This is a genomic window from Chryseolinea sp. H1M3-3, assembly GCF_029360725.1.
In the GTDB taxonomy this organism is placed as follows: Bacteria; Bacteroidota; Bacteroidia; order Cytophagales; family Cyclobacteriaceae; genus Chryseolinea.
In genome coordinates this window covers 1402210-1429199 of record NZ_JARKMY010000001.1, presented here as the reverse complement: position 1 = coordinate 1429199, position 26990 = coordinate 1402210, and the positions used below count along the sequence as shown (strand labels likewise).

Annotated in this window: 30 protein-coding genes; 11 read left to right on the top strand and 19 right to left on the bottom strand. The window is 40.1% G+C overall.

Annotated elements, in window-relative coordinates; genetic code table 11:
- Positions 1-30: 30 nt before the first annotated feature.
- Together P2W71_RS06220 and P2W71_RS06215 are read right to left on the bottom strand one after the other, a co-directional pair.
- The gene (locus tag P2W71_RS06220) at positions 31-591 is read right to left on the bottom strand and encodes a hypothetical protein (protein WP_276368434.1); all 561 of its coding nucleotides are present in this window, start codon (positions 589-591) and stop codon (positions 31-33) included.
- Between the two features lie 125 nt (positions 592-716).
- Entirely contained in the window at positions 717-1073 is a 357-nt protein-coding gene (locus P2W71_RS06215) for a hypothetical protein (protein ID WP_276368432.1), read from the bottom strand.
- Between the two features lie 109 nt (positions 1074-1182).
- Here P2W71_RS06215 and P2W71_RS06210 point away from each other — a divergent pair, with 109 nt between their 5' ends.
- Entirely contained in the window at positions 1183-1764 is a 582-nt protein-coding gene (locus P2W71_RS06210; RefSeq protein WP_276368430.1) for a DNA-3-methyladenine glycosylase I, read from the top strand.
- A 2-nt stretch (positions 1765-1766) separates the two neighbouring features.
- Here P2W71_RS06210 and P2W71_RS06205 read toward each other — a convergent pair whose 3' ends face one another.
- A complete protein-coding gene (locus P2W71_RS06205; protein ID WP_276368427.1) occupies positions 1767-2270 on the bottom strand; it encodes a hypothetical protein in 504 nt (167 codons plus the stop codon).
- A gap of 175 nt (positions 2271-2445) precedes the next feature.
- On the opposite strand from P2W71_RS06205, the gene prfA reads away from it, so the two are divergent.
- The 3 genes from prfA (at position 2446) to P2W71_RS06190 (ending at position 4839) form a co-directional block, all read left to right on the top strand.
- Positions 2446-3513: a peptide chain release factor 1 gene (gene prfA / locus P2W71_RS06200; RefSeq protein WP_276368424.1), complete on the top strand. Its 1068-nt coding sequence runs from the start codon at positions 2446-2448 to the stop codon at positions 3511-3513.
- Positions 3514-3622: 109 nt separating this feature from the next.
- Entirely contained in the window at positions 3623-4198 is a 576-nt protein-coding gene (locus tag P2W71_RS06195) for a LemA family protein (protein WP_276368421.1), read from the top strand.
- Between the two features lie 182 nt (positions 4199-4380).
- Positions 4381-4839 (top strand): alpha-L-fucosidase, encoded by a 459-nt coding sequence (locus P2W71_RS06190; RefSeq protein WP_276368419.1) that lies wholly within the window; start codon positions 4381-4383, stop codon positions 4837-4839.
- Between the two features lie 45 nt (positions 4840-4884).
- Here P2W71_RS06190 and infB read toward each other — a convergent pair whose 3' ends face one another.
- From infB to P2W71_RS06155, 7 genes are all read right to left on the bottom strand, one after another.
- The gene (gene infB, locus P2W71_RS06185; RefSeq protein ID WP_276368417.1) at positions 4885-7668 is read right to left on the bottom strand and encodes a translation initiation factor IF-2; all 2784 of its coding nucleotides are present in this window, start codon (positions 7666-7668) and stop codon (positions 4885-4887) included.
- A gap of 106 nt (positions 7669-7774) precedes the next feature.
- Positions 7775-9019, bottom strand: coding sequence for a transcription termination factor NusA (gene nusA / locus P2W71_RS06180; RefSeq protein ID WP_276368415.1), 1245 nt, complete (start codon positions 9017-9019; stop codon positions 7775-7777).
- A gap of 9 nt (positions 9020-9028) precedes the next feature.
- Entirely contained in the window at positions 9029-9493 is a 465-nt protein-coding gene (gene rimP / locus P2W71_RS06175) for a ribosome maturation factor RimP (RefSeq protein ID WP_276368412.1), read from the bottom strand.
- 128 nt (positions 9494-9621) lie between these two features.
- Complete coding sequence (gene rfbA, locus P2W71_RS06170) at positions 9622-10485, bottom strand: glucose-1-phosphate thymidylyltransferase RfbA (protein WP_276368410.1); 864 nt, start codon at positions 10483-10485, stop codon at positions 9622-9624.
- A 22-nt stretch (positions 10486-10507) separates the two neighbouring features.
- A complete protein-coding gene (gene rfbB / locus P2W71_RS06165; RefSeq protein ID WP_276368407.1) occupies positions 10508-11566 on the bottom strand; it encodes a dTDP-glucose 4,6-dehydratase in 1059 nt (352 codons plus the stop codon).
- Positions 11567-11575: 9 nt separating this feature from the next.
- Positions 11576-12565, bottom strand: coding sequence for a UDP-glucuronic acid decarboxylase family protein (locus P2W71_RS06160; RefSeq protein ID WP_276368404.1), 990 nt, complete (start codon positions 12563-12565; stop codon positions 11576-11578).
- A complete protein-coding gene (locus P2W71_RS06155; RefSeq protein WP_276368403.1) occupies positions 12558-13871 on the bottom strand; it encodes a UDP-glucose/GDP-mannose dehydrogenase family protein in 1314 nt (437 codons plus the stop codon). Before P2W71_RS06155 ends, P2W71_RS06160 begins: the two co-directional genes overlap by 8 nt.
- A gap of 152 nt (positions 13872-14023) precedes the next feature.
- Here P2W71_RS06155 and P2W71_RS06150 point away from each other — a divergent pair, with 152 nt between their 5' ends.
- The 4 genes from P2W71_RS06150 (at position 14024) to raiA (ending at position 16833) form a co-directional block, all read left to right on the top strand.
- A complete protein-coding gene (locus P2W71_RS06150) occupies positions 14024-15166 on the top strand; it encodes an acyl-CoA dehydrogenase family protein (protein ID WP_276368401.1) in 1143 nt (380 codons plus the stop codon).
- Between the two features lie 55 nt (positions 15167-15221).
- Positions 15222-15419, top strand: a complete 198-nt coding sequence (rpsU, locus tag P2W71_RS06145) for a 30S ribosomal protein S21 (protein ID WP_276368398.1) — start codon at positions 15222-15224, stop codon at positions 15417-15419.
- 139 nt (positions 15420-15558) lie between these two features.
- The gene (locus P2W71_RS06140; protein ID WP_276368394.1) at positions 15559-16434 is read left to right on the top strand and encodes a tyrosine-type recombinase/integrase; all 876 of its coding nucleotides are present in this window, start codon (positions 15559-15561) and stop codon (positions 16432-16434) included.
- A 99-nt stretch (positions 16435-16533) separates the two neighbouring features.
- A complete protein-coding gene (gene raiA / locus P2W71_RS06135) occupies positions 16534-16833 on the top strand; it encodes a ribosome-associated translation inhibitor RaiA (RefSeq protein WP_276368390.1) in 300 nt (99 codons plus the stop codon).
- A 74-nt stretch (positions 16834-16907) separates the two neighbouring features.
- Here the strand turns inward: raiA and metK are convergent, their stop codons facing one another.
- Positions 16908-18164, bottom strand: a complete 1257-nt coding sequence (metK, locus tag P2W71_RS06130) for a methionine adenosyltransferase (RefSeq protein WP_276368386.1) — start codon at positions 18162-18164, stop codon at positions 16908-16910.
- A 107-nt stretch (positions 18165-18271) separates the two neighbouring features.
- On the bottom strand, positions 18272-18982 hold the full coding sequence (locus P2W71_RS06125; protein WP_276368384.1) for an SAM-dependent methyltransferase: 711 nt from the start codon (positions 18980-18982) through the stop codon (positions 18272-18274).
- Between the two features lie 44 nt (positions 18983-19026).
- On the opposite strand from P2W71_RS06125, the gene P2W71_RS06120 reads away from it, so the two are divergent.
- Entirely contained in the window at positions 19027-19239 is a 213-nt protein-coding gene (locus P2W71_RS06120; protein WP_276368382.1) for a DUF2905 domain-containing protein, read from the top strand.
- A 29-nt stretch (positions 19240-19268) separates the two neighbouring features.
- Complete coding sequence (locus P2W71_RS06115; RefSeq protein ID WP_276368380.1) at positions 19269-20177, top strand: DMT family transporter; 909 nt, start codon at positions 19269-19271, stop codon at positions 20175-20177.
- A gap of 7 nt (positions 20178-20184) precedes the next feature.
- Here P2W71_RS06115 and P2W71_RS06110 read toward each other — a convergent pair whose 3' ends face one another.
- The 5 genes from P2W71_RS06110 to P2W71_RS06090 form a co-directional block, all read right to left on the bottom strand.
- Positions 20185-20814: a deoxynucleoside kinase gene (locus tag P2W71_RS06110; RefSeq protein WP_276368378.1), complete on the bottom strand. Its 630-nt coding sequence runs from the start codon at positions 20812-20814 to the stop codon at positions 20185-20187.
- A gap of 38 nt (positions 20815-20852) precedes the next feature.
- Positions 20853-21803, bottom strand: a complete 951-nt coding sequence (gene corA / locus P2W71_RS06105) for a magnesium/cobalt transporter CorA (RefSeq protein ID WP_276368376.1) — start codon at positions 21801-21803, stop codon at positions 20853-20855.
- Positions 21804-21938: 135 nt separating this feature from the next.
- Entirely contained in the window at positions 21939-22502 is a 564-nt protein-coding gene (locus tag P2W71_RS06100; RefSeq protein WP_276368374.1) for a hypothetical protein, read from the bottom strand.
- Between the two features lie 78 nt (positions 22503-22580).
- Positions 22581-23297, bottom strand: a complete 717-nt coding sequence (locus P2W71_RS06095; RefSeq protein ID WP_276368372.1) for a methyltransferase domain-containing protein — start codon at positions 23295-23297, stop codon at positions 22581-22583.
- Positions 23297-24400 carry a type III polyketide synthase gene (locus P2W71_RS06090; RefSeq protein ID WP_276368370.1) on the bottom strand — a complete coding sequence of 368 codons (1104 nt, stop codon included), beginning with the start codon at positions 24398-24400 and terminating at the stop codon, positions 23297-23299. The genes P2W71_RS06095 and P2W71_RS06090 overlap by 1 nt, the downstream gene beginning before the upstream one ends.
- A gap of 73 nt (positions 24401-24473) precedes the next feature.
- On the opposite strand from P2W71_RS06090, the gene P2W71_RS06085 reads away from it, so the two are divergent.
- A complete protein-coding gene (locus P2W71_RS06085) occupies positions 24474-25367 on the top strand; it encodes a UbiA family prenyltransferase (RefSeq protein WP_276368368.1) in 894 nt (297 codons plus the stop codon).
- 5 nt (positions 25368-25372) lie between these two features.
- On the opposite strand, the gene P2W71_RS06080 is transcribed toward P2W71_RS06085, so the two are convergent.
- Both P2W71_RS06080 and P2W71_RS06075 read right to left on the bottom strand, forming a co-directional pair.
- Entirely contained in the window at positions 25373-25627 is a 255-nt protein-coding gene (locus P2W71_RS06080; RefSeq protein ID WP_276368366.1) for a DUF6496 domain-containing protein, read from the bottom strand.
- Positions 25628-25783: 156 nt separating this feature from the next.
- Positions 25784-26974, bottom strand: coding sequence for an FAD-dependent monooxygenase (locus P2W71_RS06075; protein WP_346659946.1), 1191 nt, complete (start codon positions 26972-26974; stop codon positions 25784-25786).
- Positions 26975-26990: the final 16 nt, after the last annotated feature.

Sequence of the window (26990 nt, the reverse complement as noted above, 5' to 3'; positions counted from 1 at the left end):
CATCCGTTTCTTTACAACATTTGATTTTACTTAATGCGTTTCTTTTGCCTTCAGCATTTTTAAATCATAATACAGACCTACGAAAAAGACCAGGTGAGCTAGAATATTCAATGTATTGTGAAAGCTCCAATACGTTATCAAATTATTATTAAGCACATTGTATATATAAGAGGTAAACGAAAATAAGAAAAAAGCACCAGCATGGTAAAATAAAAGTCCTGCGCTAAACCAAAACGCGGGCAGTTGATGTATGTGTAAGGAGGGTAAATCCTGAATCAAATGGTAAAAATAGGAGAGGGTATAAATAAGAAGTAAAGCTGATTGGAATAAGTACGTATAAGAATTGGCAAAAGATATCGTTTGGATGAACAAGAGATTCACAACGGCAAAAATCACCAATAAGATTGAGGCGGCTATAAACCATAATTTCTTCTTTTGAATTAAACTAAAATACATCCACGAGTAAAGCCATGTGCTGACTATCGCGTATATAACAGCAGGTATATTTGAAAAGGGACGAAGCCACACGATCTGCATAAACAGATACCCTGAAACATTTGCCCATGCACCTGTTAAAAAAATAAAACCCATTAACCGAATAATTAAACTTCGCGACCGAAATTTAATCAGGCATAAAGCAGCACCTATGGCTATTAAGATTGTCTGAATTAAAGTAAGTAATAAGAACTGTTCAATAGTCATTTTTTAAATTTACATCACGGACAATATGGTGGGCATCCAAGTCCGACATCAAATGCTCCTGCACTTCCATCCACTTTCGCACTTATGTCATCTTCCGGCCAAATAAGCGTTCCGTCTTCCCTCGTAGGCACCAATACCAATTGAACCGTCTCTTTCTTGACGGCTTCATTATACTTTAAAGCAAGGTAAAAGGTAATACCTGTACTACCTTCTTGACTTAGAATGCTGAGCAACGCGTCTCGCCCATAAAATATCGATCGCGTGTCCGCACCTTTATCTTTTCGCATTTCTTTGTCATATTTATCGATCCACTCCATCGCATCTTTCTTCGAAACTTTACTCCCCACATTTGACTTAAATTCATTTGCCATAGTTGCTAAGTTTAAGGTGAAACATGTGTTAAAGTATCGAAAATTTTTAATAAATTATTTTTTTGGCTTTTTAGGCGCCGTTATCACTTTTCATAAAGATTTATCTCATATGGTTGACCATAAAAAAATTCGTTGCCCTTGGTGTTTAAAATTTGATCAATACATCGAATACCATGACACCGAGTGGGGGGTTCCTGTCCACCAAGATCAAAAGCATTTTGAGTTCTTAATTTTGGAAGGAGCTCAAGCGGGGTTGAGCTGGTCAACGGTGTTAAAGAAGCGAGAAGGATATAGAAAGGCCTTCGCTAATTTCGATCCGATCAAAGTAAGTCGATTTACCACTGCTCGCCTAGAGAAAATCCTGCAAGATCCGGGCATCATCAGAAACCGGCTTAAAGTACATTCGGCAGTAAATAATGCGAAATGTTTTTTAGAAGTTCAAAAGGAATTTGGAAGTTTTGATAAATACATCTGGTCGTTTGTAAATCATAAACCAATTATCAATAAATGGAAAACGCTAAAAGACATTCCGGCGACTTCGAAAGAGTCTGATACGCTTAGCAAAGATTTAATCAAGCGGGGATTTAAGTTTGTTGGCAGTACAGTTATTTACGCGCACATGCAGGCGTGCGGACTAGTGAACGATCACCTTATAGATTGCTGGAGATACAAAAAAGTGATGGCCGAATAATATCATTTATCTTTGTCAATGGAAAGGATAACATCCTTCTTCGGTAAGTAAATATTCCAAATCCCTTCCACTTTTACAGCACCATCTGGCATGGGCAAAACTTTTGGTCTGGTGTAAATCAATGAATCATAATTTTTAGCATCCGTTGTTGTGTGCAGTTTTTGGATGTTGTCTTGCACTGAACCAGTTTCTGCGCCTACCACATAAGCTTCAATAAGTTGCTGTTCAACTTCCAGGGCCTGGGAAGATCCAGGTGTAATCAATTTTATTTTTACATGATAGCGCTTGGAAATGGAGTCCATTTTTAGGCTATCAAATTTTAATTTTTCCATTGCCTTATAAATCGTCCTTCCTCTTTCCAAAGAGGCCGTTACAATTTCCGCATCGCTGATTTTTACGATTTTTTGTTCTTCCATTCCTTCATGCAGTTTCTTTCGTTGCTCGTCAGAGAGTGATCCACCACAGGCCATTGCCATTATTAAGGGTATAAAAAGTAGTTTTTTCATGGGTTGATTAGAGAACAGTTATGTTTCGAGGCATGACATTGAGCGTTGACTCAACATCGTTTTTCATGTCCGAAAGTTCTTGCAAGGTTGCAATAATTCCAAGGACATGTGTTTGTTGAGCATGATAAACGTTCAAGACGTAGCTTTTTATTAACTTTGCAAGTCGTTTTTAAGTATGATCGAAAAACTGGAAGAATTAAAGCTTCGATTTGAGGAAGTTGGTCAGCTGCTCATGCAGCCGGAGACTGTTAGGGATATGAAAAAGTTCTCCCAACTCAATAAGGAATATAAAGATCTTGAAAAGATTGTGAATAAATACAATCAGTTCAGGGATGCACGCAACCATCTTCAACAAGCGAAAGAAGTGCTTCAGAAAGAAAAAGATGAAGAAATGCGGGAGATGGCTAAAATGGAAATTGACGATCTTGAGCCCAAAATTGAAAAGATTGAATCCGATCTAAAGGAGCTTTTGATTCCGAAAGATCCTAATGACGACAAAAATGTAATGCTTGAAATCCGGGCCGGTACAGGAGGAGATGAGGCTGCGATCTTTGCTGGCGATCTTTGGCGAATGTATCAACGTTTTTGTGAGCGGAGGGGCTTAAAAATGTCCGTTCTAGATGTTACCGAAGGAACGGCCGGCGGCTACAAAGAAGTAATTTGCAGCGTCAGCGGTGAAGGGGCATATGGGTTGTTGAAGTTTGAGTCCGGAGTGCATCGTGTACAACGCGTACCTGCTACCGAGCAAATGGGGCGGGTACATACTTCCGCCGCGTCTGTCGTTGTGATGCCAGAGGTGGAGGACGTTGCCATCGAAATAAACCCCGCAGACTTAGAGTATCAAACCGCACGATCAAGCGGTGCCGGCGGTCAGAATGTTAATAAAGTAGAAACAAAAGTTCAGCTTACGCATAAGCCAAGTGGTATTGTCATTACCTGTCAGGTTGAACGATCCCAACATGCCAATAGGGAACGTGCACTGCAGATGTTAAAAACAAAGCTCTACGAAATAGAACTTGAGAAACAGCAATCTGAAATTGGTGCTACGAGAAAATCGATTGTTCGCACCGGCGACCGATCTGAAAAGATCCGAACCTATAATTATCCTCAAAGTAGGGTCACCGATCATAGAATAAGTTACACGGAGCATAATCTTCCGTCAATAATGAATGGTGATTTGGATGGTTTCGTAGAACAACTTCGCATTGCCGATACTGCCGAACGCATGATGGAAGGCGTGTAACGGAACCTCTTGACCTGTATCCTACGTTTAATAACACTTAATACCTCTGGCAGATATTTTTGGCTTCAGAAACTTTGAATTAGATTTATACAATAAAATAAAACACACTATGGGAAAATGGATCGGTATTGGAGCAATCGTAATACTCGTGCTTTGGATTTTCGGTTCTTATAATGGATTAGTTAATAAAGAAGAAGCCGTTAAAAGCCAATGGGGTACTGTTGAAAGTCAATACCAGCGCAGAATGGATTTGATTCCAAACTTGGTTAATACGGTAAAGGGCTATGCTGAATTTGAACAAGAAACCTTAACAAAGGTGATTGAAGCAAGGTCTAATGCTACCTCTGTTAAAATAGATCCCACAAACTTAACTCCTGATAAGCTCGCGCAATTCCAGCAAGCTCAGGAAGGAGTAACGTCTGCTCTTTCAAGATTGTTGGTTGTTGTAGAAAAGTACCCGGATCTTAAGGCTAACCAAAACTTTCTTGATCTTCAGTCTCAACTTGAAGGAACAGAAAACCGAATAGCAGTCGAACGAAAGCGCTTCAATGATGTCGTTAATACTTATAACTCTGCCGTTCGAACTTTTCCAGGCGTAATTGTCGCAAAAATTTCCGGCTTTGAGCCCAAAGGATATTTCGAAGCTGCCCAGGGCGCAGAACAAGCACCAACAGTAGAATTTTAATAAACTATCTTAACTCTCTGCTTGCTTTGAGAGGGCCCCGCCAAATGGTGGGGCTTTTTATTTTAAAAAGATTTGCCAGAGCATGCGCTTTGTTGGATCAACCCTTCCTCGTAAAAAAGTTATCTTCGGTATGAAATTCCAGAGGTATCGGCGGTTCTTTCGGCTACAATCGAAACGAGAACTTGGCAGACTATTCCAGTTCAAAAGAACTGGTTCATATTCTAATTGACAAAGTCACCAGAGGCGGAAATTTGCTGTTAAACATCGGGCACACCGCTGACTGCCGCATCCCTGTAATTATGCAACAACGGCTTTATGATATCGGCAGCTGGCTAAATGTTAACGGCGAGGCTATATACAACACACGAGCGTGGGACCAGGCATCCGCATTGTCCGCCGAAACCACTTTATACTTCACGAAAAAAGGAAATGATCTGTATGCTATTTGCACAAAGTGGCCGGAGCAAGACTTTTTTATTAAAGGCGTGGGCAAAACATCCTCCGTAAAAATGCTGGGATACAGCGGGAAAATAAAATATAGCGTACAAGGAAAGAACCTAAAAATAACCACCAACTTTCTCTCCCGGCAATATACCTTGCGAATACGCTTGGGTTATAAAAATAGAGAATGCGCTTTTTAGGCATTCTCTATAGGGTATAAAATAATGTTGAAGAATTTCGTGCTTTTACAACGTTCTCTTTACTTCTCGTTGCTCGTAGCTTTCAATCACATCACCTTCTTTTATGTCGTTAAAGCCATCGATTCCAATACCACAATCGAAACCAGTTTTAACTTCACTAGCATCATCTTTGTGGCGCTTTAAGGAGCCTAGTTTACCTGCATAAATTACAATACCGTCGCGGATCAAACGAATTGGATTACTACGTTTGATGGATCCATCCGTAACCATACAGCCGGCAATTGTTCCAATTTTAGAAATTTTAAACACCTCTCGAACTTCGGCATTCCCCACAATCACTTCCTCAGTCTCCGGTGCAAGCATACCTTCCATTGCGGCTTTCACATCGTTGATAGCATCGTATATTATAGAATACAGGCGAATCTCGATCTCTTCATTTTCGGCAACGCGTCTTGCTGGTCCTGATGGACGTACTTGGAAGCCAAGGATAATGGCATCTGACGCAGAAGCCAATAATACATCAGACTCAGAAATCTGTCCGACGCCTTTGTGGATAATGGCAACCTGAATTTCAGGCGTAGAAAGCTTTAACAGCGAATCCGTCAACGCTTCGACAGAACCATCCACATCACCTTTCACAATGACATTTAATTGCTTGAAGTTACCAATGGCCAAACGTCTACCGATCTCATCAAGCGTAATGTGCTTCTTTGTCCGTATGCTTTGTTCTCTGATTATTTGTCCTCGCTTGGTAGCAATTTCCCTTGCTTCACGATCTGTATCGGTCACCATCACCTTTTCACCGGCTTGGGGTGCACCATCCAGCCCCAATACAACTACTGGGGTAGACGGCCCAGCTTCGTTGATCCTTTTTCCAGTATCATCAAACATGGCTTTCACTCGACCGTAGTTTGCGCCTGCTAATAAGATGTCACCGATTTTTAATGTTCCGCTCTGCACCATGATTGTTGAAACGTAACCACGGCCCTTGTCAAGTGAAGCTTCAATAACAGAACCTGTTGCATGCCGGTTAGGATTAGCACGGAGGTTCAATAACTCAGCCTCGAGCAATACTTTTTCCAGCAAATTATCAATGCCTTGTCCGGTCTTCGCAGATATTTCCTGACTTTGATATTTTCCACCCCACTCTTCTACAAGAATATTTATTTTTGAAAGCGATTCCCGAACTTTTTCAGGATTTGCCGAGGGCTTGTCAATTTTGTTGATAGCAATAACGAGAGGAACCCCTGCTACTTGAGCGTGGTTAATTGCTTCCTTGGTTTGAGGCATGACATCATCATCAGCCGCTACAACGATAATAGCGATGTCGGTAAGTTTCGCACCGCGGGCACGCATAGCAGTAAATGCTTCGTGACCTGGTGTGTCCAAAAAGGCAATCTTGTGCCCGCTTTTAGTCATTACATCATAAGCACCAACGTGCTGAGTAATTCCACCTGCTTCAGATGCTGTCACCTTGGTGTTACGGATGTAATCCAACAGGGAAGTTTTTCCGTGATCCACGTGGCCCATGATTGTTACGATAGGAGCTCTGGGAAGTAAATCTTCTTCTTCATCCAGCTCTTCTTCCATATCGAGCTCTTCTTCTGCACTGGTAAATTGTATGCCATATCCGAATTCATCGGCGATGACCGTAATAGCTTCAGCATCGAGACGCTGATTTATAGAAACAAACATTCCAAGGCTAAGGCAGGTGGAGATTACGTCGTTTACTGAAACGTTCATCATTGAAGCCAAATCATTTGCCGAAATGAACTCCGTTACCTTTAGGGTTTTAGATGCTTCCTGGTCCTGAATCAATTGCTGCTCCTGCGCATCAACGTTTGCCTGACGTTTCTCTCTTCTGTATTTTGCTCCTGTACCTTTCTTACTGCCGCCGCTAAGCTTGGCAAGCGTAGCCCTGATCTGATCCTGAATTTCTTTTTCTGTAGGTTCAGCTTTTTGGACGCGTGGCGGTTGAGGCGCCCTCCGCTGCGGATGTTGAGGCCGAGGTCCTTTAGGTGGACCCGACTGTTGGCCCTGAGGCTGTTGTCCTTGCTGATTTTCAAAAGAAGTAATTCTTTTACGTGGTCTTTTAGCTTTATCTTTTTGTAGGTCAGAGGACGCTACCGGAGCATCTTTCTTCTTTTCCTTTTCGACGGGAAGTTGGATTCTATCGACAACTTTCAAACCTTGAAGTTTATCTGCACGTGCTTTTATCAATTCCTGCTCTGGTTGTTTTTCAATAATGGGAGGTGTTTCAACCTTAGGAGTTTCAATTTTGACGTCCTCTTTTTTTACTTCCTTTATTTCTTCCTTTTTTGTTATCTCACTAACTACGGGTTCGACAACTTTTTTCTCGACTTTCGGTGGTTCGGGTACAACCAACTCTTCTTTCGGTGCTGGTGCAGGGGCTGCCTTTTTTTCAAGTTCAATCTTACCCAGCACTTTTATTCCTTCCAATTTGGGTTTTTCACGCTCAACCTTTTCAAACTTTGACTCTTCTTTAGCTTTGAGATCTTTTGATCCCAAATTTTTGATCATGATGTTACTTTCTTCGTCTTCAACTCTCTTCTTGGTAACCTCTTTTTCAGACTCAAGATGCGTGTCAACATGTTTAACCCCAATGGAAAGCCCTGAAGCTTCCAATTTTTCCGTGGCTGAGGAAGCAAACTCCTTTGACAAAAGTGCAACTTGCTCAGGCGTAAGCTTAGCGTTGGGATTATTCTCCACTTCAAAACCTTTTTTTGTCAAAAAGTCTAAAATGGTGTTATGGCCCACATTGAGCTTCCTCGCTGCCTGACTTAACCTGATCAATTTCTCTTCTGCCATACTCAAATATGCCTGTTTTTTAAAAACAATAAAACCCAAAGTGATCTATAAACCAAAATATAACTTGCCGATAACTACCGCTACGTTATAACTGCCAATTAGGGTTTTATTCAAATTCCTTCTTCAAAATATTTAAAACGCCATCAATTGTTTCTTCTTCCAGATCAGTTCTTCTGACCAGTTCTTCTTTTGACAAGGCTAATACACTCTTGGCTGTATCCAAACCAATTCTATTAAGCTCATCGATTACCCAACCTTCAATTTCGTCAGAAAATTCACTCAAGTCTACATCTTCCTCTGTTTGACCCTCTGCCAATTCACGGAATACGTCGATTTCGTATCCAACCAGACGACTAGCCAATTTGATATTTAATCCACCTTTTCCGATGGCGAGTGATACCTGATCAGGTTTAAGATAAACTGAAACCCTGCCGTTATCCTTATCTATTTTTATAGATCCGATCTTCGCTGGGCTCAATGCCCGCTGGATGTAAAGTTCGAGGTTCTCTGTATAATTAATAACATCGATATTCTCATTCTGCAGCTCTCTAACTATTGCGTGTATCCTTGAGCCCTTCATTCCAACGCAAGCACCTACCGGATCGATTCGATCATCATAGGATTCAACAGCTACTTTGGCCCGCTCGCCTGGCTCACGCACTACCTTCTTTATGGTGATTAATCCATCATAAACTTCAGGAACTTCCTGTTCAAAGAGTCTTTCCAGGAAGACCGGCGATGTCCGTGATAAGATAATTTTAGGATTGCCATTCACCATTTCAACCTTATGAACAATGGCCCGAACAGTTTCACCTTTTCTATACCTATCCTTTGGAATCTGCTCATTTCTGGGAATGGAAACTTCATTACCTTCCGCGTCGGTTAATAAAACCTCGCGGCTTAAAACCTGATATACTTCACCGGAAATTATTTCACCAACTATATCCTTATACTTCTGAAATAAAATATCCTTTTCAAGATCCTTTACTTTTTGAATGAGCGTTTGCCTAGCAGTTGTCACGGCACGACGACCGAAATCATCAATAAAAATTTGTTCGGAAACTTCTTCGCCAACTTCAAAGTCGGGTTCGATTTTATGAGCTTCGGACAAACTGATTTTATCAAAATCCCAAATGTCTTCCGAATCATCATCCACAATTTCGCGAAAGCGATAAATTTCTAAATCACCTTTATCCGAATTCACGATGATGTCAAACTTCTCATCTGATCCAAATTTTTTCTTAATCATGTTGCGAAAAACGTCTTCCAGTATCCGAATCATCGTCGGCCGGTCAATATTTTTCTGTTTTGCGAATTCAGCAAATGACTGAATTAATTCATGTGCATCCATGGTCATAATCTATTTGAAACTAACTAACACAAATGTTTTATCGATCTCTGAAAATAAAATTTCTACTTTTTTAATTTCCGTGTGCTTGCCGGTTCCTATCTCTTGTTCTATCGTAATTTTTTCCTCACCTACATCAACCAGTTTCCCTTCTACAGACCCCTGTTGCGTAGCCACCTTTACTCGTCGGCCAATGTTCTTGTTGTATTGTCGCTGTAATTTTAAGGGGTGATCCAAGCCAGGTGTTGAGACTTCCAGCATATAGCTATCGTCAAATAACTGCGCATCGTCAAACGCTTTTGAAAGTTCACGACTTAGATTAGCACAATCGTCTATCGTTACCCCTTTATCGCCGTCTATTACAATAAGAACCTTTTTAGAACTTTTTTGGCCTTTGGCAATTACATCAACTAGAAACTGACTGGGATCAGTTAATTTACCTGTAATTATCTTCTTGAGTTCTTCAATAAATTCCATTTAAAAGCTCTATAAACAAAAAAGGGGACTTGCCGCCCCCTGCAAAGAGTATTCAGAAACTTTTGCAAAAGTAAATGTTTTTTACCTTTCCATCAAAAGCAAGCGTAATATTTCTTAAAGCTATGCCTTTAAATATACTTCGGAAGGTTCTTTAGGTATACTCCATAACCACTTTTCTCCAGCGGTTTTGCCAGTTCAAGCAATTGATCCTTAGCAATAAAACCTTTTCGGTAGGCGACTTCTTCAATACATCCAATTTTTAATCCTTGACGGTGCTCAATGACCTGAACAAAGTTCGCAGCTTCCATCAGGGAATCAAAAGTTCCGGTGTCTAACCAAGCCGTTCCCCGGCTCATTGTCGCAACAGTTAATTTTCCTCGCTTTAAATACTCGTTATTCACAGACGTTATTTCCAGCTCACCACGGGCACTGGGCTTGAGATTTTTTGCAATGGAAATGACTTCGTTATCATAAAAATATAGCCCCGGTACCGCGTAATTTGATTTCGGATGTTCCGGCTTCTCTTCAATCGAAATTACCTTCTTATTTTCATCAAATTCTACAACACCATAGCGCTCCGGATCCAGCACATGGTAAGCAAATACCACCCCTCCATCCGGATCAATATTTGACAACAGCTTTTGAAGTCCGGACCCATGGAAAATATTGTCCCCAAGAATCAACGCTACTTTTTCACTGCCGATGAATTCCTCGCCAATAATAAATGCCTGCGCTAGTCCTTCAGGTTTCGGTTGAATGGCATACGAAAAAGAGCAGCCAAGGCTCTTACCATCCCCCAACAATTTTTGAAACATGGGCATATCATGCGGAGTGGAAATGATCAAGATATCGCGAATGCCCGCCATCATTAAGACTGATAACGGATAATAGATCATAGGTTTATCATACAAAGGCATGAGTTGCTTGCTCACCGCCAATGTCAATGGATAAAGGCGGGTGCCCGAGCCGCCGGCAAGAATAATTCCTTTCATAGTAGATATTTAATCGCAAGCATTATCGGCCTTGATACATTGCAGAGTAATACTGCAGGTAAGCTCCCGAGGTAACGTTTCTCAGCCATTCTTGATTGGCCAAAAACCAGTCGATGGTCTTTTCGATTCCTACCTCAAATGTAACTTCCGGTCTCCATCCGGTTTCGCCTATCAGTTTCGAAGGGTCGATTGCGTATCGTAAATCATGTCCGGCACGGTCTTTAACGTAGGTGATTAGCTTTGCGCAAGTTCCCTCGTCTTTACCAAGTTTTTTATCCATTAAATGACAAAGGAAATGAATGAGATCAATGTTTTTCCATTCGTTGTTGCCTCCGATGTTGTACACTTCTCCTCTCTTCCCTTTGTGAAATATTGTATCAATTGCCCGCGCGTGATCTTCAACATATAACCAATCCCGGATGTTTTCACCTTTTCCATAAACTGGTAGAGGCTTGTTATTAAGGATATTGTTAATCAATAGAGGAATTAGTTTTTCCGGAAAGTGATAAGGCCCATAGTTATTGGAACACCTGCTAATGACTGTTGGTAAACCATAGCTGTTGTTAAATGCGCTGACAAAATGGTCGCTGCTAGCCTTGGAGGCAGAATACGGTGACTTTGGATCTATCGGAGTAGTCTCTGTAAAAAATTCTCCATGCTCTGCGGACCCATATACCTCATCCGTCGAAATGTGATAGAATAGTTTATCCTGGTAATTTTCGTGCCATGACGTTTGAGCTACACGCAACAAATTCAAGGTGCCAATGATATTGGTAGCAGCAAATTCATTGGGGTTGTGAAGTGACCTATCGACATGGGATTCTGCCGCGAGGTGAATCACTCCATCAAATTCATATTTCTTAAACGTGTCGAATAAAAATTCCACATCCAATATATCACCCTTTTCAAAAAGGTAATTGGGTTTCTTTTCAATGTCTCTCAGGTTTTCCAGGTTACCGGCATATGTTAACTTATCGAGGTTAACAATTGTATATGTGGGATACTTGTTGACAAATAACCGAACCACATGTGATCCAATAAAACCTGCACCACCTGTAATTAAAATATTTCGTTTTGACATCAGTAAGGGTTAGCGTATATACTTTTCGAAATTTTTGTGATCGCGTTGATAGAGGACTTCTTTTGGAAGTGATTTGAAGTATTCATAAGTGATTTTCAAACCTTCAGACCTCGAAACTTTTGGCTCCCACCCCAAGATTTTTCTCGCTTTATCTATATTAGGCTGACGTTGTTTGGGATCGTCCTGAGGCAATGGCTTATATACCACTTTTTGTGTTGTCCCCGTTAGTTTCACAATTTCCTCGGCAAAATCTCCAATGGTTATCTCATTCGGATTACCAATATTCATCGGCAAGTGGTAGTCTGACATCAGCAATCGGTAAATCCCCTCGACTTCATCATCGACATAACAAAAAGAACGGGTCTGTGTTCCATCGCCAAAAACTGTCAGGTCTTCGCCCCTTAAAGCTTGGCCAATAAATGCAGGCAAAACACGACCATCATTGAGACGCATGCGAGGACCGTAAGTGTTAAATATTCTTACGATGCGGGTTTCCAAATTATGGAACGTGTGGTAAGCCATTGTTATAGCTTCCTGGAAGCGTTTAGCTTCATCATATACTCCGCGTGGGCCAATAGGGTTTACGTTACCATAATATTCCTCCACTTGCGGATGAACCAATGGATCACCATATACTTCGGACGTTGAAGCAACTAATATTCTTGCTTTTTTTGCACGTGCTAGTCCTAATAAATTATGCGTGCCTAAGGAGCTTACTTTAAGCGTTTGTATCGGAATTTTGAGGTAATCGATAGGGCTGGCTGGCGATGCAAAGTGGAGGATGTAGTGCAGTTCGCCTGGGATATGAACATAGGTAGAAACATCCTGATGATAGAATTCAAATTCGGGGTGCTTAAACAAGTGCTCAATGTTACGAAGGTCGCCAGTAATCAAATTATCCATTGCAATTACATGGAAACCTTCTTTGATAAACCTGTCGCAAAGATGTGAACCGAGGAAGCCGGCTCCACCGGTGATAAGGACGCGTTGGTTAGCCATTTACTACCTCCCTTCCAATGCTGAAATAAGAAAAGCCTAATTCTTTCATATTTGTTAAATCATATACGTTTCTACCATCAAAAATTACTTTGTTCTTGAGAATGCTAGAAAGTTTTTCAAAATCTGGCGTTCTGAATTCCGGCCATTCTGTAGCAATAAAAATCGCGTCAGCATTTTCGGCAGCCTCGTAGGGTGTTTCACAATACAGTACTTTGTCTCCGATCACTTTTTTCACATTCTCCATGCCTTCGGGATCGTGAACCTTTAATTTTGCACCCTCATTTAAAAGTGCTTCGATATTATAAAGTGACGGAGCTTCCCGGATATCATCGGTATGAGGCTTAAATGCTAAACCCCAAATCGCAATTGTTTTCCCTGCCAAATTTCCTTTGAAATATTCTTTTATGCGCGGAATCAGCCGCGTTTTCTGCGCATTATTTACCTCCATTACAGCATTTAGGATCTTAAAATCATATTTTGCATCCTGTGACGATTTTGCTAAAGCCTGAACGTCCTTCGGAAAACAGCTACCTCCATATCCGATTCCCGGAAACAAAAATCTTTTTCCAATACGGCTATCAGTTCCGACACCTTTTCTAACGGAATCTACATCAGCTCCCAATAGCTCGCATAAGTTGGCAATTTCGTTCATGAAAGTAATCTTCGTCGCCAAAAATGAATTTGCTGCATATTTAGTTAACTCGGCCGATCGATCGTCCATGAAAATAATAGGATTGCCTTGCCGCACAAACGGCGCATAAAGGGATTCCATAACCTTTCGTGCTTTCGGAGAATTCGTTCCAATAACCACGCGATCAGGCTTCATAAAATCCTCTACAGCCACACCTTCCCGCAAAAATTCAGGATTAGATACAACATCAAAATCTACTTTGGCGCGAGAAGCGATCTTAGCTTTTACCTTTTCGGTAGTGCCAACTGGAACAGTGCTTTTATCTACTAAAACGGTGTAATCTTTCAAAAGCGGACCTACATCTTCAGCAACTTTAAGAATGTATTTTAAGTCGGCAGATCCATCTTCACCTGGAGGCGTGGGCAAAGCCAGGAAAATAATTTTTGCGCCCTTAATTCCTTCTTCAAGATTTGTCGTGAAAAAAAGTCGTTGTTGTTTGATATTTCTTTCAAATAATTGCTCCAAGCCCGGCTCGTAGATGGTAATGACACCTTCCTGGAGTTTTTTGATTTTTGCCTCGTCTATGTCGACACAAGTGACGGTATTTCCGGTCTCGGCAAAACAAGTCCCCGTAACAAGTCCAACATACCCTGTTCCAATAACTGCGATTTTCATGGTTTAAATTTAAAGAACCGCCAAATTATAACTTTTATTGTAACCGCAAACTGACCGCCGACGGCAACCGTTGAGATGTTCGTGCTGCTAACACTCGTTTGTTAGTTCGTTTTTTCCGCTTAATTTTGCGGCTTGTAACTTATCCAATATCCATGTTATCGTTTACAGAAACAGAGAACCAGAGATTGATAGCCCAATCCATTACAGATTTTGGCCGGAAGGAAATGCGTCCGTACACTATGCAATGGGACGAATCGCAAGAATTCCCCATTCAACTTTTTCACAAAATGGGTAAGCTGGGATTGATGGGTATATTGGTACCTGAAAAATATAACGGCTCCGGCTTTGGATATTTAGAGTATATAACCGCCTTAATTGAGATCTCTAAAATTGATGGCTCGATTGGGTTGTCCATGGCGGCACATAATTCCCTTTGTACAAATCACATATTACTCTTTGGAAATGAATCGCAAAAGCAAAAATATCTGCCAGCGCTAGCAACTGGTGAATGGATTGGTGCGTGGGGATTGACAGAGCCCAATACCGGATCGGATTCAGCCAACATGAAATCTGTTGCTGTAAAAGACGGCGATTACTACGTGATTAATGGAGCAAAAAATTTCATCACTCACGGAAAATCTGGGCATGTAGCAGTAGTAATTGTCAGGACAGGCGAAATTGGTGATTCCAAGGGCATGTCTGCTTTTATTATAGAGAAAGATACCGCTGGATTTACGTCCGGGAAAAAGGAGAACAAATTGGGCATGCGCGCTTCTGAAACGGCTGAATTAATTTTTAATGACTGCCGAATTCATAAGTCTCAAATGCTTGGTAATCCAGGTGATGGCTTTATTCAAGCTATGAAAGTGTTGGAAGGTGGTCGCATCTCCATTGCTTCATTAAGCTTGGGAATTGCCATTGGCGCTTATGAAGCCGCGCTTGAATATTCTAAGGAACGTCATCAATTTAACCAACCAATTTCAAAATTTCAGGGAATCGCTTTCAAGTTGGCGGACATGGCGACTAAAATTGAAGCCGCAAGATTACTTACATTCCGTGCGGGAGAACTTAAAAACAAAGGTTATGAGGTGAAAAAGGAATCTGCCATGGCGAAATTGTATGCTTCAGAAGTCGCTGTGGAAGTATCTAATGAAGGTGTACAAATATTTGGAGGCTACGGTTATACCAAAGATTTCCCTGCGGAAAAATATTTTCGGGATGCAAAACTTTGTACCATAGGCGAGGGGACTTCTGAGATTCAAAAAATCGTCATCTCACGAGCAATTTTAAAGTAGAGGCTTGGATTATTCGGCAGTTTCCACGTATATTTGCACCCCTAAATATTAAATAATGTTAATTGTAAACGTAAAAGAAAACGAATCCATTGACAAAGCTTTAAAGCGTTTCAAAAAGAAATTCGAGAAGACCGGTGTTCTTAAAGAACTTCGCGCTCGTACATCTTTTGAAAAGCCATCCATTACCCGCAGAAGTCAGATCATTCGCGCGGCGTATCGTGAACAGCAAAAGCTAAAGGAAAGCAATTCCTAATTGCGTCGTAGACAAGAAATCAAATTGTGGATAGACTTTCAAATTATCCACATGTTATAAACATATCCCCTTTAAGGCTTTCTTAAAGGGGATTATTTTTTTACATTGCTATTACAGATTGAATGGTTTGTGTAGTAGCATGACAGATTCGTTTTTAAAATATATTGAATACGAAAAACGCCTGAGTCGCCACACTTTGTTGGCTTACCAAACCGATCTCAAACAATTTTCAGATTTTCTCCTTACATATTCGGAATCCAAACCAGAGGCTGCGGATTATGGTGTCATTCGTTCATGGATGATCAGCCTTGTGGAAACAGGCGTGGAACCGCGTACAATAAACCGGAAGATTGCTTGCCTGCGATCTTTTTACAAATTCCTTTTGCGCCAAGAATTTATTAGCAAAGATCCGATGCTTAAAATTAAGGTGCTTAAAACACAGAAGAAGCTCCCCAGCTTTGTAAAAGAATCGGAAATAATAGGTTTGTTGGATCAATCCTTTTCCGATGGAAGCTTTAACAGCATACGGGAAAAATTAGTGTTGGAATTATTCTATGCCACAGGTATTCGCCTTTCCGAATTGATAACCTTAAAAGATAGCTATATTGACTTAGGGAATCAGACCATTAAAGTTATTGGTAAGCGCAACAAAGAGAGACTAATTCCATTTCCGAAAAGTATTATTCCTAAGATCAGGGATTATATAACCGTTAGGAACCGCGACATCGAGACAAAAGGGCATGGATATTTTTTTGTCACCGATAAAGGAGAGCCATGTTACCCCATGTTGATTTATAGAAGCATTAATGCTTATCTCAAGAATACCTCTTGTGAGAAACAAAGTCCACATGTTTTGCGTCATACATATGCAACGCATCTTTTGAACAAAGGCGCGGAGATAAATGCAGTAAAAGATTTATTAGGACATACCAGTTTGGCCGCTACACAAGTGTATACGCATAACTCTATCGAAAAATTAAAAAAGGTTTTTGACCAAGCTCACCCTAAAGCATAAGAAAATTAAAAACTATACCGCATGATAAGATGACTACTTAAGAGCGAAATGCATACCAGCAACACGCAAGTTTTTTATTTAACTTAAATTTTTACAATTATGAAGTTACAAGTTCACTCCATTCATTTTGATGCTGACAGTAAGTTAATCTCATTCATTCAAAAGAAGCTTGACAAGCTAGAAACATTTTATGATCGAATGGTGGATGGCGAAGTATTCCTGCGCCTAAATAATGAAGGTATCGAAAATAAAACAGTAGAAATAAAAGTACGTGTTCCGGGGAATCAACTTTTTGCGATAGAAAAAGCAAAATCATTTGAAGCTGCGACCGATCTTGCAGCCGACGCTTTGCGTATGCAGTTAAAAAAATTTAAGAACAAAGTGAACAACAGAACCTAATGATCCAATTATGGCTGTATAATAAAGAAGGGCTCAGTGAGCCCTTCTTTATTATACATTCTTAGTTGAATATGCTAGCTGATTTTAAAAGCTTTCCTTACTTCGTCGATGTAGTCAAGTTTCTCCCAAGGAAATAGTTCCACTTTCAATTTCTTTTCATTCTTCTTCCCTTTATTAAAGATCTTCTCAACCACTTTTGATTCACGCCCCATATGACCGTACGCTGCAGTCTCAGCATAAATCGGGGTTCTTAAGTTGAAGCGTTCTTCTATAAAATATGGGCGCATATCAAAAATTTTAGCAACGCGTTTTGCAATTTCCCCATCGTTCACACTAACCTTCGAGCTTCCATATGTGTTCACATATAAACCTACAGGTTGCGCTACACCGATTGCATACGCTACTTGAACAAGGACTTCATCGCATACGCCTGCAGCGACAAGATTTTTTGCAATATGACGAGTAGCATAAGCAGCTGATCGATCTACCTTCGAAGGATCTTTGCCTGAAAATGCTCCTCCGCCATGGGCTCCTTTACCTCCATATGTGTCTACAATAATTTTTCGGCCGGTCAATCCAGTATCACCATGCGGTCCTCCTATAACAAATTTACCAGTAGGGTTCACGTGATATTTAATGTCACTACCGAAGAGCTTTTGAACGCGCTTAGGAAGTTTCTTTTTGATACGCGGTACAACAATATTAATTACGTCTTCCTTAATTTTCCCCAACATGGCGCCATCCTTTGCAAAGTCATCATGTTGTGTTGAGATTACAATCGTATCAATGCGTTGAGGTTTGTTATCATCACTGTATTCAATCGTTACTTGGGATTTTGCGTCAGGCCGAAGGTAAGTCATTGTCTTTCCTTCCTTTCTGATTTGTGAAAGTTCGCGAAGCAACAGGTGGGCCAACTCAAGCGGAAGTGGCATAAGATTGTCAGTCTCGTTGGTTGCATAACCAAACATCATACCTTGGTCACCAGCGCCTTGATCTTCCTTCTTCTTTCTTTCTACCCCTTGATTAATGTCAGGCGATTGCTCATGAATTGCGGAAAGAATACCGCACGAGTCAGCCTCGAACATATATTCACTTTTGGTGTATCCAATTTTACGAATTACTTCGCGCGCAATATCCTGCACGTCTAAGTAGGCTTCGGATTTTACTTCGCCTGCCAATACCACCTGTCCTGTTGTAACCAATGTCTCACAAGCTACTTTAGAGTTAGGGTCATAAGCTAAAAAATAATCGATCAGCGCATCTGAGATCTGGTCGGCAACTTTGTCGGGATGTCCTTCTGAAACGGACTCCGAGGTGAATAAATACGGCATAAGGATTTTTCTAATTTTTATTTTGTAATGATAACTTAAAAAATGGACGGCCCAAATTTAGATCGATTTAGTTAAAACCAAAAAAGATGGAGGCAAGTAAAGAAAAATTAAAAAGATAAGAACATGAAGACTGCCGGTATTTTAGGCATATTTATGCTAATGGTTTTCCATTTTTTAATGGGATACGTTCTTATGCTTTCTTGTTGGCCAGTTACATCCTGAGCAATGGAAAGCAGCGTATCATTCTTAAGATGCTTCATTAACAACTCCTTCAGATGATTATTTCGATAGGGCGTCTCAATAATGATTTGTGTTTGATTTTTTTGAAGCGATTCCTTCTCTAAATCATGAATAGCCCTTGCGCAATCCTTCGGTTCAATTGGTAAATATCCGTGAAAAGCAAATCGTTGACCGTTTAGACCTGAGGCCATTAATGCCAACAATATTGATGAAGGGCCGACCAAGGGAACTACCTGAATATCGTTTTCATGAGCAAATTTTACGGCCAGTGCGCCAGGGTCGGCTACTCCCGGGCATCCTGCCTCCGAAATTATGCCCATATTGGCCCCCTTGAAAAGGGGACCAAACAGTGCTCGCAGATTTTCATATTTTGAATCTTTATCAAGCACTTGAAATTCCAATTCCTCTATTTTCTCATAAATTTTTAAGCTGCTTAGGAATCTTCTGGCTGTCCGGATATCCTCGGCCAAGAAGTGTTGTGTCGATGTTAATGCGTGAAAAACATGCGGGGGGATAACTTGTAAATGGGTATTATCTGAAATTATATTAGGGACAAGAAATAGCTTTCCGATGTTCATTAACAAAAGTGTTATTCCATTAAATTTCGAAAGAAAAAACGAACATGGGCAAATTGCTGATTATCGTTGGAATTGTCAGTATCCTTGCGGGGCTTTTAATAATGTATGTTCCAAAGATTCCATTTTTAGGGAAACTACCCGGCGATATCTCGATTGAAAGAGAAAATTTTAAATTTTACTTTCCTTTGGCCACTAGCATCCTCATTAGCATTGTACTTTCTCTTCTGCTTTATTTTTACAACAAACTAAAAAACTAAGCTTCTCCTCCCAACGTACACACCCATTCATGGCTGAAAAGAAATCTTACAGTTATTTTATCGGGGGTGTGGCAATCTGCTTGTTGGGTGCAATCTGCTTTTCAACAAAGGCCATAATCGTTAAGCTGGCTTACAAGGAAACAACCGTAGACCCCGTCACATTGCTTGCCTTACGTATGATCTTTTCCTTGCCTTTCTTTATCATTTCTGCATGGTGGTCTTCATCTAAAAGTGACAACATACCCTTTACCTGGAAGCAATGGCTTGCCGTAGCTGTCATTGGTTGTGTAGGGTATTATGTGAGCAGTTTGTTGGACTTCATAGGCTTGCGCTATGTCACTGCCGGCATTGAACGATTGATATTATTCACCTACCCTACAATGGTGTTGCTTATGTCTGTTGGTATTTTCAAGGTTAAAATCCGGCGGTTGCAATGGCTTGCTCTTTTGACCACATATATTGGGTTGTTCATAGCATTTTGGGGAGAGATAAAGCTGGATGAGCAATCTGAAAAATTTTTTATCGGAAGTTTATTGATTTTCATCTGTGCGATCACTTATGCGATTTATATTGTCGGAAGCGGCCAGTTAATACCAGCTATTGGGGCTGCTAAATTTAATAGTTATGCTATGAGCTTTGCAGCTTTAGCGGTGGTCCTGCATTTCTTTATATCGAATGAGAATTCGCTTTTAACCATGGATAGAGAAGTCTATGTCTATAGCTTTCTGATGTCAATTATTAGTACCGTTATTCCTTCGTATTTAATTGCTAATGGTATTAAAAGGGTAGGCTCCGGCAATGCAGCTATCATTGGGAGCGTAGGCCCCGTCTCCACTATTGTCCAAGCTTATTTTTTCCTGCAGGAACCTATTCACGCCATGCAATTAATAGGAACAGGATTGATATTAGTTGGCATTTTAATGATTACCAAAAAGTAGCTTGGTTCTAACTAAAAAGGTTGTTCAGTTCCAAATCCACCTTGTTCACAATAAATCCAAAATCATCGATGTTCTCAACAAAATCGAGATGGTCAACATCAATTGTTAAAAGCCTTCCATCACTATAGCTCCCAATCCAGTTTTCATAATGTTTATTCAGCTGACGTAGATAATCCAGTCGAATGGAATACTCAAAATCCCGGCCTCTCTTTTCGATTTGTCTTACCAATTTCGGAATTCCGGCTTTTAAATAGATTAACAAATCGGGCGGTTTCACAAACGTTATCATTGACTGAAAAATATCCAGATAGCTTTTATAGTCGCGATCTGAAATATGTCCACTTTGATGCAGGTTCGCCGCAAAAATATAGGCGTCTTCGTAGATGGTCCTATCTTGTATGGTAGGCTTATCGTTGCCGTGAATTTCATTCACTTGACGGAAGCGGCTGTTCAGGAAGTAAATTTGAACGTGGAAGGCCCATTTAGTCATATCCTGATAGAAGTCGCGCAAATAGGGGTTTGTATCAACAGACTCATAAAGTGGATTCCATCCATAATGCCTGGCAAGTTTCTCCGTCAATGTCGTTTTTCCCGAACCTATGTTGCCGCAGATGGCGATATGCTTAAGTTGATTCATCAATACAAAAATTTAGGCAATCTCTCCTCAACAGATTTTTATAACCATTTCTTTCTTTTGAAATACCATAAAAAAATCATCGAAGAAAACACCATTAAGCCAATGGCAAAAGGATATCCGCCCATCCACTGTAACTCGGGCATAAATTTAAAATTCATACCGTAAATACTGGCGATCAGGGTTGGCGGCATAAACACGACCGTAACGACTGTGAAAATTTTGATTACCTGATTTTGTTCAATATTCACCAAACCGAGAAAAGTGTTTTGCATGTACTCTAGCCGTTCAGAGCTGAACTGAGAATGCTGAAGTAATGACGCGATGTCCTTCATAATAATCTTCAAGCGTTCATTTTCAATTTTGTTAAATTCAGGAATGCGAATTAATGAACTGACTACGCGTTGTTTTTCCGTGGTTGTTTCATGCAGCAACATCACGTTCTCTTGTAACTGCGCAATGCCCAGGAGCAAATCTTCTTTTAGCGATCGTTGTGCGATCATTTCTTTGCTGATTAAATTTACTTTCCGATTAATGCTTTCAATTAAATCAGCATCGCTGTCGATATGCGTTTCCAAGATAGAGAGAAAGACATCCAAACCATGTTCTTTCATCTCCGACGACGCAGACTTAAGTTTACGCACCGCTTCAGCAAAGATTTTAAGATCTCCTTGGCGATATGTAAAAAGCGTATTACCCTTTAAAATAAAAGTAGTGTTTTGAACGGCGAATTCGTTTTCACTGGATACAACCCCTAGGTTTATTTCGATAGTTTCCTCCGTTTCCAGAAACCGTGAACTACTCTCAATCTCCTGAAGTTCGAGTGATGTAAAAAATTCTATCTTATAATTCTTTTCTACAAACTCCTTTTCTTCGGGCGAAGGTGACTGTAAATCAATCCAAATAATATTATTGATGTTTCTAATTTCATCAAATGAAATATTCTTGTATTGAATAAGTTTCCCATGAATAGTTGTGTAAACCCGGATCATAATCTCATGTCATTCCAGTGCAATTTATAACCAATAATTTATAATTGACTTACGATCGTGATTTGTAATCAAAAGAAAAAGACCTGTCAGGCACTAAACCCAACAGGTCCAATTCAACCTGTAAAGTATTTTTTATTAACGCTCTGAGTCTTGATCGGCTTCGTCTGCTTTCTTTAACTCTTCGTCAATTATTTTTTCAATTACTTCTCGTTGCCGCTCGTCAATGGATCTATCAACTTTAGCTTGCTTTTTCATAAAGCGCAACATGGCATTCTTTTTAATTTCATAAGCAATGAAGACTGTATACTCGTTGGACTTTTCATTATAGTACTTTTCTTCACCGATTTTTCGCAGATCGGCTAAGTTCGTATTCATTACCTGCCGAACTAAACTCTGAAACTTGTCTGCAACATCAGCACCTTTTTCGTTTTCTGCCTGACCAAGGTATTGATCAGCAACTTGCTTCATGGTTGTATTTACCTGGCCTGCAAGTTGTGCCTTTGCTTCTATATCTGCCTTCCCGCGAGCAATGTTATCCTGAGCGCTAACTCCTTTACCTGTTCCCCGAAAGAATCTATTATTGGATTCATAAGCATTTCCACGAAAAGGTTCCTTAACTTTTTTCCCCATGGGACCAGGAGAGCAACTTGCAATGAATACCGTAATTAAAACGACAACAAAAGCGTTTGAAGTCTTCATATTAAAAGCATGATTTGTGGACGTTAAAGTACGAAAATTGTGCCAGAGAAAGTTAAACGGAAAATCTCGTTCTAGCCATTAACCAGATATCTTCGCAATAACCTGCCAACGGAAGGCCCATCTCCAATTGATTTTGAATTCATCGATCTTTGCTTCCGATAATATTTTTATTAAATCATCCTTTTTAAACGCTCTTCTAACAGAAAGCGGAGCGTCATACTTGACCATGGAAGACTTCGAGAAAAAATGCGTAAGCATTTTAATTGAATGATAAGCAAGCCAGTGGCGATGGATATCATTAATGATAAAACCAAGGTTAACTTGATTTCTTAGTTGCTTGAAAAAACCTATTAGCTGTGCATCTGAAAAATGGTGATAAAACAGTGTGCCGATGACGATATCATATCTTTGGTTGCTAAATTCCTCACTGAAAATATCCATGGCTACAAATTGCAAATGTGAAAGATCCTTCAGATTTTTTTTTGCAAAGCCAATAATGTAAGGATTGGCATCGACCCCAATAAGATTAAATCTCCGACTATTTTTTTTTGCCCACGTATCGATTACTCTTAGCATCTCACCACCTCCACATCCAAGATCTACAATAGTTATTGGCCGGGCATCCCGAGGGTGAGATTCTAGCAACTCTGAGATTGCGTTAATGGTTATTTGATTTCCGCCGAGCCACTTATTGATAAACTCGAGTTCACGGAGGGTCTGATTCAGCGTTTCACCCTCGCAGGTGAGGTCATCCATAATCTCAAGCTCGCTTGATCTTTTGGTTAAGTCTGGCATTAGTTCATCTCTATTTTCAAAACCATACTTTCTAACGTTAGCCCTGGACCAAAAGCAAAACTTAATATGTGTTGGTTTTGATCTTTCTCCTGAATTTGTTTCCAAATGGTATGAAGCACAAAAAGAATTGTAGGCGACGACATGTTTCCATAATTCCTTAATACACAATATGCCGGTAAATTTTTTTCAGGTGCAATCCCCAGCGCAACTTCGATATTTTCCAGAATTCTCTTTCCGCCAGGATGAATCGCGAAGTACTGAATGTCAGAAATTTTTTTGGAGATTTTAGTCAGAAGCGTGTCGGTGAGTTCTGCGATTCCATTTTTTATAATTGAAGGGACATACGTTGATAGCTTCATTTCAAACCCAAGATCGCCAATGGTCCATGCCATGTCTTGTTCGCTGCTTGCCATTAGCGAACTGTGAAAACTTTCCGGCTTAAGCCTAACTGCCTGTTGAGTTCTGGACTCGATGAGAATCGCAGCAGATCCATCAGCGAATAACGCATTTGCCAGTAAATTATCCTCCGTGGGTTTCTTCTGAAAATGTAAGCTGCAAAGTTCAGTGCAGACAATGAGAACTTTTGCGTGCTCATCTTGGTGACAAAATGCGTCAGCTACCTTAATGGCATTGAATGCAGCATAACATCCCATGAAATTTATTCCCGTGCGGTGAACCGAAGGAGCCAGATTATATCTTTTAACCAGATCGATATCCAAGCCTGGTGCATACATGCCCGTGCAACAAACAACAATTAGATGTGTGACCTGTTGGACATTAAAAGAAGGCACTGATTGTAACATGTTATCTATTGCGTGCGCACTTAAATCGACAACGTGTTTACGGAAAACAGATAGCCGCATCTCCGTTGTTGGAAAAGGTTCAAAGTCCGCAGCATTCGAATAGAATTTGAAATCCTTATCCTTGCCATAGTCTTCTAAAACAGAATGCCTGTAATCTATTCCACTGGCCTTAAATATGGTCTGAAGGAGTCGGCTTTCATTTTGATTTAATTGCATTGCCTTTACCATAAAGTTGGCAATCTCGGTTTGGCTAAATCTATTAGGAGGATTGGCAATCCCTATAGCAGTGATAAAACTCATTAATTTCAATATAAGTCAAAAAACCATAATTTAGGGAAAGCGGTTCAACGGCTGCTGTCATAAATTTCGCAACATGTTTTCTTCCTCTTCATGGCTTCATTTACGCATTCCCTTTTCCTATTTTTTACTTCCTGTCTTTCTTTTTAGTCTGGCCATCTCCCCTAACATCAGTACCAAACAATTGCTATGGACGTTCATCATCGTTCATATTTTCCTTTATCCCGCGAGCAATGGATACAACAGTTATTTTGATAAAGATGAGAAAAGCATTGGGGGGTTACAAAATCCTCCTCCTGTGAATAAGGGATTGTATTATTTGTCCTTACTCTTTGACCTTTTGGCCATTGGGCTGGCAATTATTTACGTGAATATCACATTTGCCTTGATGCTTTTTGTTTATGGTCTTGTCTCCAAAGCATACAGCCATCCAGCCATCAGGCTAAAAAAATATCCTATCACCAGTTGGATTGTAGCGGGGCTATTTCAAGGTTTATTTACATTCATGATGTGTTACATTGGCATTAATAACTACGAAATAGAAAATGTGTTTAAGCCGACCGTTCTAGTTCCGGGAATCCTGTCCACTGTTATGCTTTGGGCGAACTACCCCATGACTCAAATTTATCAACATGATGAAGATGAGAAGCGTGGCGACTTAACCCTCAGCAGAAGCCTGGGGATTCGTGGTACATTCTATTTTGTTGGTGCTACTTTTTCAATCGTTACTGTAGGGTTTGTCCTCTACTTCTTTACCTTTTTTTCAGTGAAATATGTCGTGGTTTTTTTTGCTGCGCTCTTTCCCGTTATCGTTTATTTTTTCATTTGGTTCTTCCTTGTATTCCGTGATGAAACAAAAGCCGACTATAGACATACAATGTGGCTAAACTTTATTTCAGCGACTTGCTTAAACATCTTCTTTCTTTATTTATTCCTTGACTCGACTCATATTTTGCAAGCCTTTCAATAACAAGATTACCGGCTTCTCTTTTTAGCGGTTTTTCTTCCCGTTTTCTTTGGCGACTTCTTTGCAGCTTTTCTACCGGCTTTCTTCGCAGCTTTTTTGGGAACTTTTGCTCCCCTTTTCCGAGCTTCCGATAGGCCAATAGCTATCGCCTGTTTTCGGCTCGTAACCTTTTTTCCACTTCTCCCACTTTTCAATGTGCCACGCTTCTTTTCGTGCATAGCTTTCTTCACTTTTTTTTGTGCGGTTTTTGAATATTTTGCCATAGTGTTTTTTAGTTCAAGCATGACAAAAAATGTACCTGAGCTTCTAGTTGACTTTTCTGTAAAAGAAGGCCGATTATTTATTTATGAATGAAAATTTTTTGGCCTTTGGTGTAGAGTATAATCAACAACCAAGGAGTTCTTTAGACAAGGAGTTCTTTAGAACGGTTTCCCGTGCGTGCCTTTAATAATCAACTGAGCAAGCGGACGTACATTTATAGCAAGGTTAACGGTGAGGTTAGAGGCCCATTCATTTCCGAATAGTTTTTGTACTTGTCTCCCGAACCAAAGTCGTCTTCTGAAAAGTGCATTCCACTTCATAACGTATTTTTTTTCCAGTATCTCCCTGTTGAAATTTGTTTTCGCGAACTCGTCGATGATTAGTTCACTTAAGATTTTAGATGAATGCATTGCCATTGCCATTCCATTACCACAGAGTGGGGTGATCATACCAGCAGCGTCTCCGGTCATTAAAATATGATTTTCAACGGGCAATTTGGTTTCAAAAGAAATTTCATTGATCGTTTCAGGCTTATTAAAAAGAAATTGTGAGTTTTTGAAAATACTTTTTAGCAAAGGATTCTTGAACATAATCGCTTCTTCCATTTCCCGGATGCTTTTATGTTGTCGGATGTTGTCGCGGTGAGTCAGGTAGCATAGATTTGTCTTATCCCCTTCTACATTACTAATGCCACAGTACCCTCCTTTAAAATTATGAAGAGCGATGAGATCGTTGGAATGATCAGTCTTAATATGATATTTAACGCCGACATAGGGAGATCTTTTGTTAATAAAATTTCTTTGAAGATGCATATCCATTTTAGAGCGCTTGCCAAAAGCGCCTACAACTACGTCTGCTTCCAATTGTGTTGATGTCGTTGTTAGCTTAAACCTTTCATGGTCGAAAGAACATTTTTCAACTTCCTCATTTAATAGAAAAGTAGCTCCTAACATTTTAGCGCGCTCGTATAACAAATTATCAAATGTATAGCGACTAATTCCAAATCCTCCGAGATCGAGAGGAAGGATTTGGTTCTTTCCATTCATAGAAGACAATTGAAACCGCCGAATAAAGGGAGGGTTGAGATTTTCTGGAAATAGATCGAGTGATCTAAGAAACGGCACTGTTTCATTTGAAATATATTCTCCACAGACCCGGTGAAACGGGTAATTTTTTTTTTCAATTACAATCGTAGGAATTAGCGCACTTGTAAGTTGGATTGCGGTTAACAATCCAGAAATGCCCCCTCCGATTATAATTACATTTTTCAAGAATGGTATTCTGATTCTATAAATGAGAAACTTTAAGATAATAAATGCCCCTTGCAAACAAAATTTCAATCGGAACACATCTTGCGGGGTAACC

Excerpts from the sequence above, each read along its gene's own strand:
- P2W71_RS06220 (WP_276368434.1), bottom strand. The coding sequence starts at position 591 with ATGGGTTTTATTTTTTTAACAGGTGCATGGGCAAATGTTTCAGGGTAT.
- P2W71_RS06215 (WP_276368432.1), bottom strand. The coding sequence starts at position 1,073 with ATGGCAAATGAATTTAAGTCAAATGTGGGGAGTAAAGTTTCGAAGAAA.
- P2W71_RS06210 (WP_276368430.1), top strand. The coding sequence starts at position 1,183 with ATGGTTGACCATAAAAAAATTCGTTGCCCTTGGTGTTTAAAATTTGAT.
- P2W71_RS06205 (WP_276368427.1), bottom strand. The coding sequence starts at position 2,270 with ATGAAAAAACTACTTTTTATACCCTTAATAATGGCAATGGCCTGTGGT.
- prfA (WP_276368424.1), top strand. The coding sequence starts at position 2,446 with ATGATCGAAAAACTGGAAGAATTAAAGCTTCGATTTGAGGAAGTTGGT.
- P2W71_RS06195 (WP_276368421.1), top strand. The coding sequence starts at position 3,623 with ATGGGAAAATGGATCGGTATTGGAGCAATCGTAATACTCGTGCTTTGG.
- infB (WP_276368417.1), bottom strand. The coding sequence starts at position 7,668 with ATGGCAGAAGAGAAATTGATCAGGTTAAGTCAGGCAGCGAGGAAGCTC.
- nusA (WP_276368415.1), bottom strand. The coding sequence starts at position 9,019 with ATGGATGCACATGAATTAATTCAGTCATTTGCTGAATTCGCAAAACAG.
- rimP (WP_276368412.1), bottom strand. The coding sequence starts at position 9,493 with ATGGAATTTATTGAAGAACTCAAGAAGATAATTACAGGTAAATTAACT.
- rfbA (WP_276368410.1), bottom strand. The coding sequence starts at position 10,485 with ATGAAAGGAATTATTCTTGCCGGCGGCTCGGGCACCCGCCTTTATCCA.
- rfbB (WP_276368407.1), bottom strand. The coding sequence starts at position 11,566 with ATGTCAAAACGAAATATTTTAATTACAGGTGGTGCAGGTTTTATTGGA.
- P2W71_RS06160 (WP_276368404.1), bottom strand. The coding sequence starts at position 12,565 with ATGGCTAACCAACGCGTCCTTATCACCGGTGGAGCCGGCTTCCTCGGT.
- P2W71_RS06155 (WP_276368403.1), bottom strand. The coding sequence starts at position 13,871 with ATGAAAATCGCAGTTATTGGAACAGGGTATGTTGGACTTGTTACGGGG.
- P2W71_RS06150 (WP_276368401.1), top strand. The coding sequence starts at position 14,024 with ATGTTATCGTTTACAGAAACAGAGAACCAGAGATTGATAGCCCAATCC.
- rpsU (WP_276368398.1), top strand. The coding sequence starts at position 15,222 with ATGTTAATTGTAAACGTAAAAGAAAACGAATCCATTGACAAAGCTTTA.
- P2W71_RS06140 (WP_276368394.1), top strand. The coding sequence starts at position 15,559 with ATGACAGATTCGTTTTTAAAATATATTGAATACGAAAAACGCCTGAGT.
- raiA (WP_276368390.1), top strand. The coding sequence starts at position 16,534 with ATGAAGTTACAAGTTCACTCCATTCATTTTGATGCTGACAGTAAGTTA.
- metK (WP_276368386.1), bottom strand. The coding sequence starts at position 18,164 with ATGCCGTATTTATTCACCTCGGAGTCCGTTTCAGAAGGACATCCCGAC.
- P2W71_RS06125 (WP_276368384.1), bottom strand. The coding sequence starts at position 18,982 with ATGAACATCGGAAAGCTATTTCTTGTCCCTAATATAATTTCAGATAAT.
- P2W71_RS06120 (WP_276368382.1), top strand. The coding sequence starts at position 19,027 with ATGGGCAAATTGCTGATTATCGTTGGAATTGTCAGTATCCTTGCGGGG.
- P2W71_RS06115 (WP_276368380.1), top strand. The coding sequence starts at position 19,269 with ATGGCTGAAAAGAAATCTTACAGTTATTTTATCGGGGGTGTGGCAATC.
- P2W71_RS06110 (WP_276368378.1), bottom strand. The coding sequence starts at position 20,814 with ATGAATCAACTTAAGCATATCGCCATCTGCGGCAACATAGGTTCGGGA.
- corA (WP_276368376.1), bottom strand. The coding sequence starts at position 21,803 with ATGATCCGGGTTTACACAACTATTCATGGGAAACTTATTCAATACAAG.
- P2W71_RS06100 (WP_276368374.1), bottom strand. The coding sequence starts at position 22,502 with ATGAAGACTTCAAACGCTTTTGTTGTCGTTTTAATTACGGTATTCATT.
- P2W71_RS06095 (WP_276368372.1), bottom strand. The coding sequence starts at position 23,297 with ATGCCAGACTTAACCAAAAGATCAAGCGAGCTTGAGATTATGGATGAC.
- P2W71_RS06090 (WP_276368370.1), bottom strand. The coding sequence starts at position 24,400 with ATGAGTTTTATCACTGCTATAGGGATTGCCAATCCTCCTAATAGATTT.
- P2W71_RS06085 (WP_276368368.1), top strand. The coding sequence starts at position 24,474 with ATGTTTTCTTCCTCTTCATGGCTTCATTTACGCATTCCCTTTTCCTAT.
- P2W71_RS06080 (WP_276368366.1), bottom strand. The coding sequence starts at position 25,627 with ATGGCAAAATATTCAAAAACCGCACAAAAAAAAGTGAAGAAAGCTATG.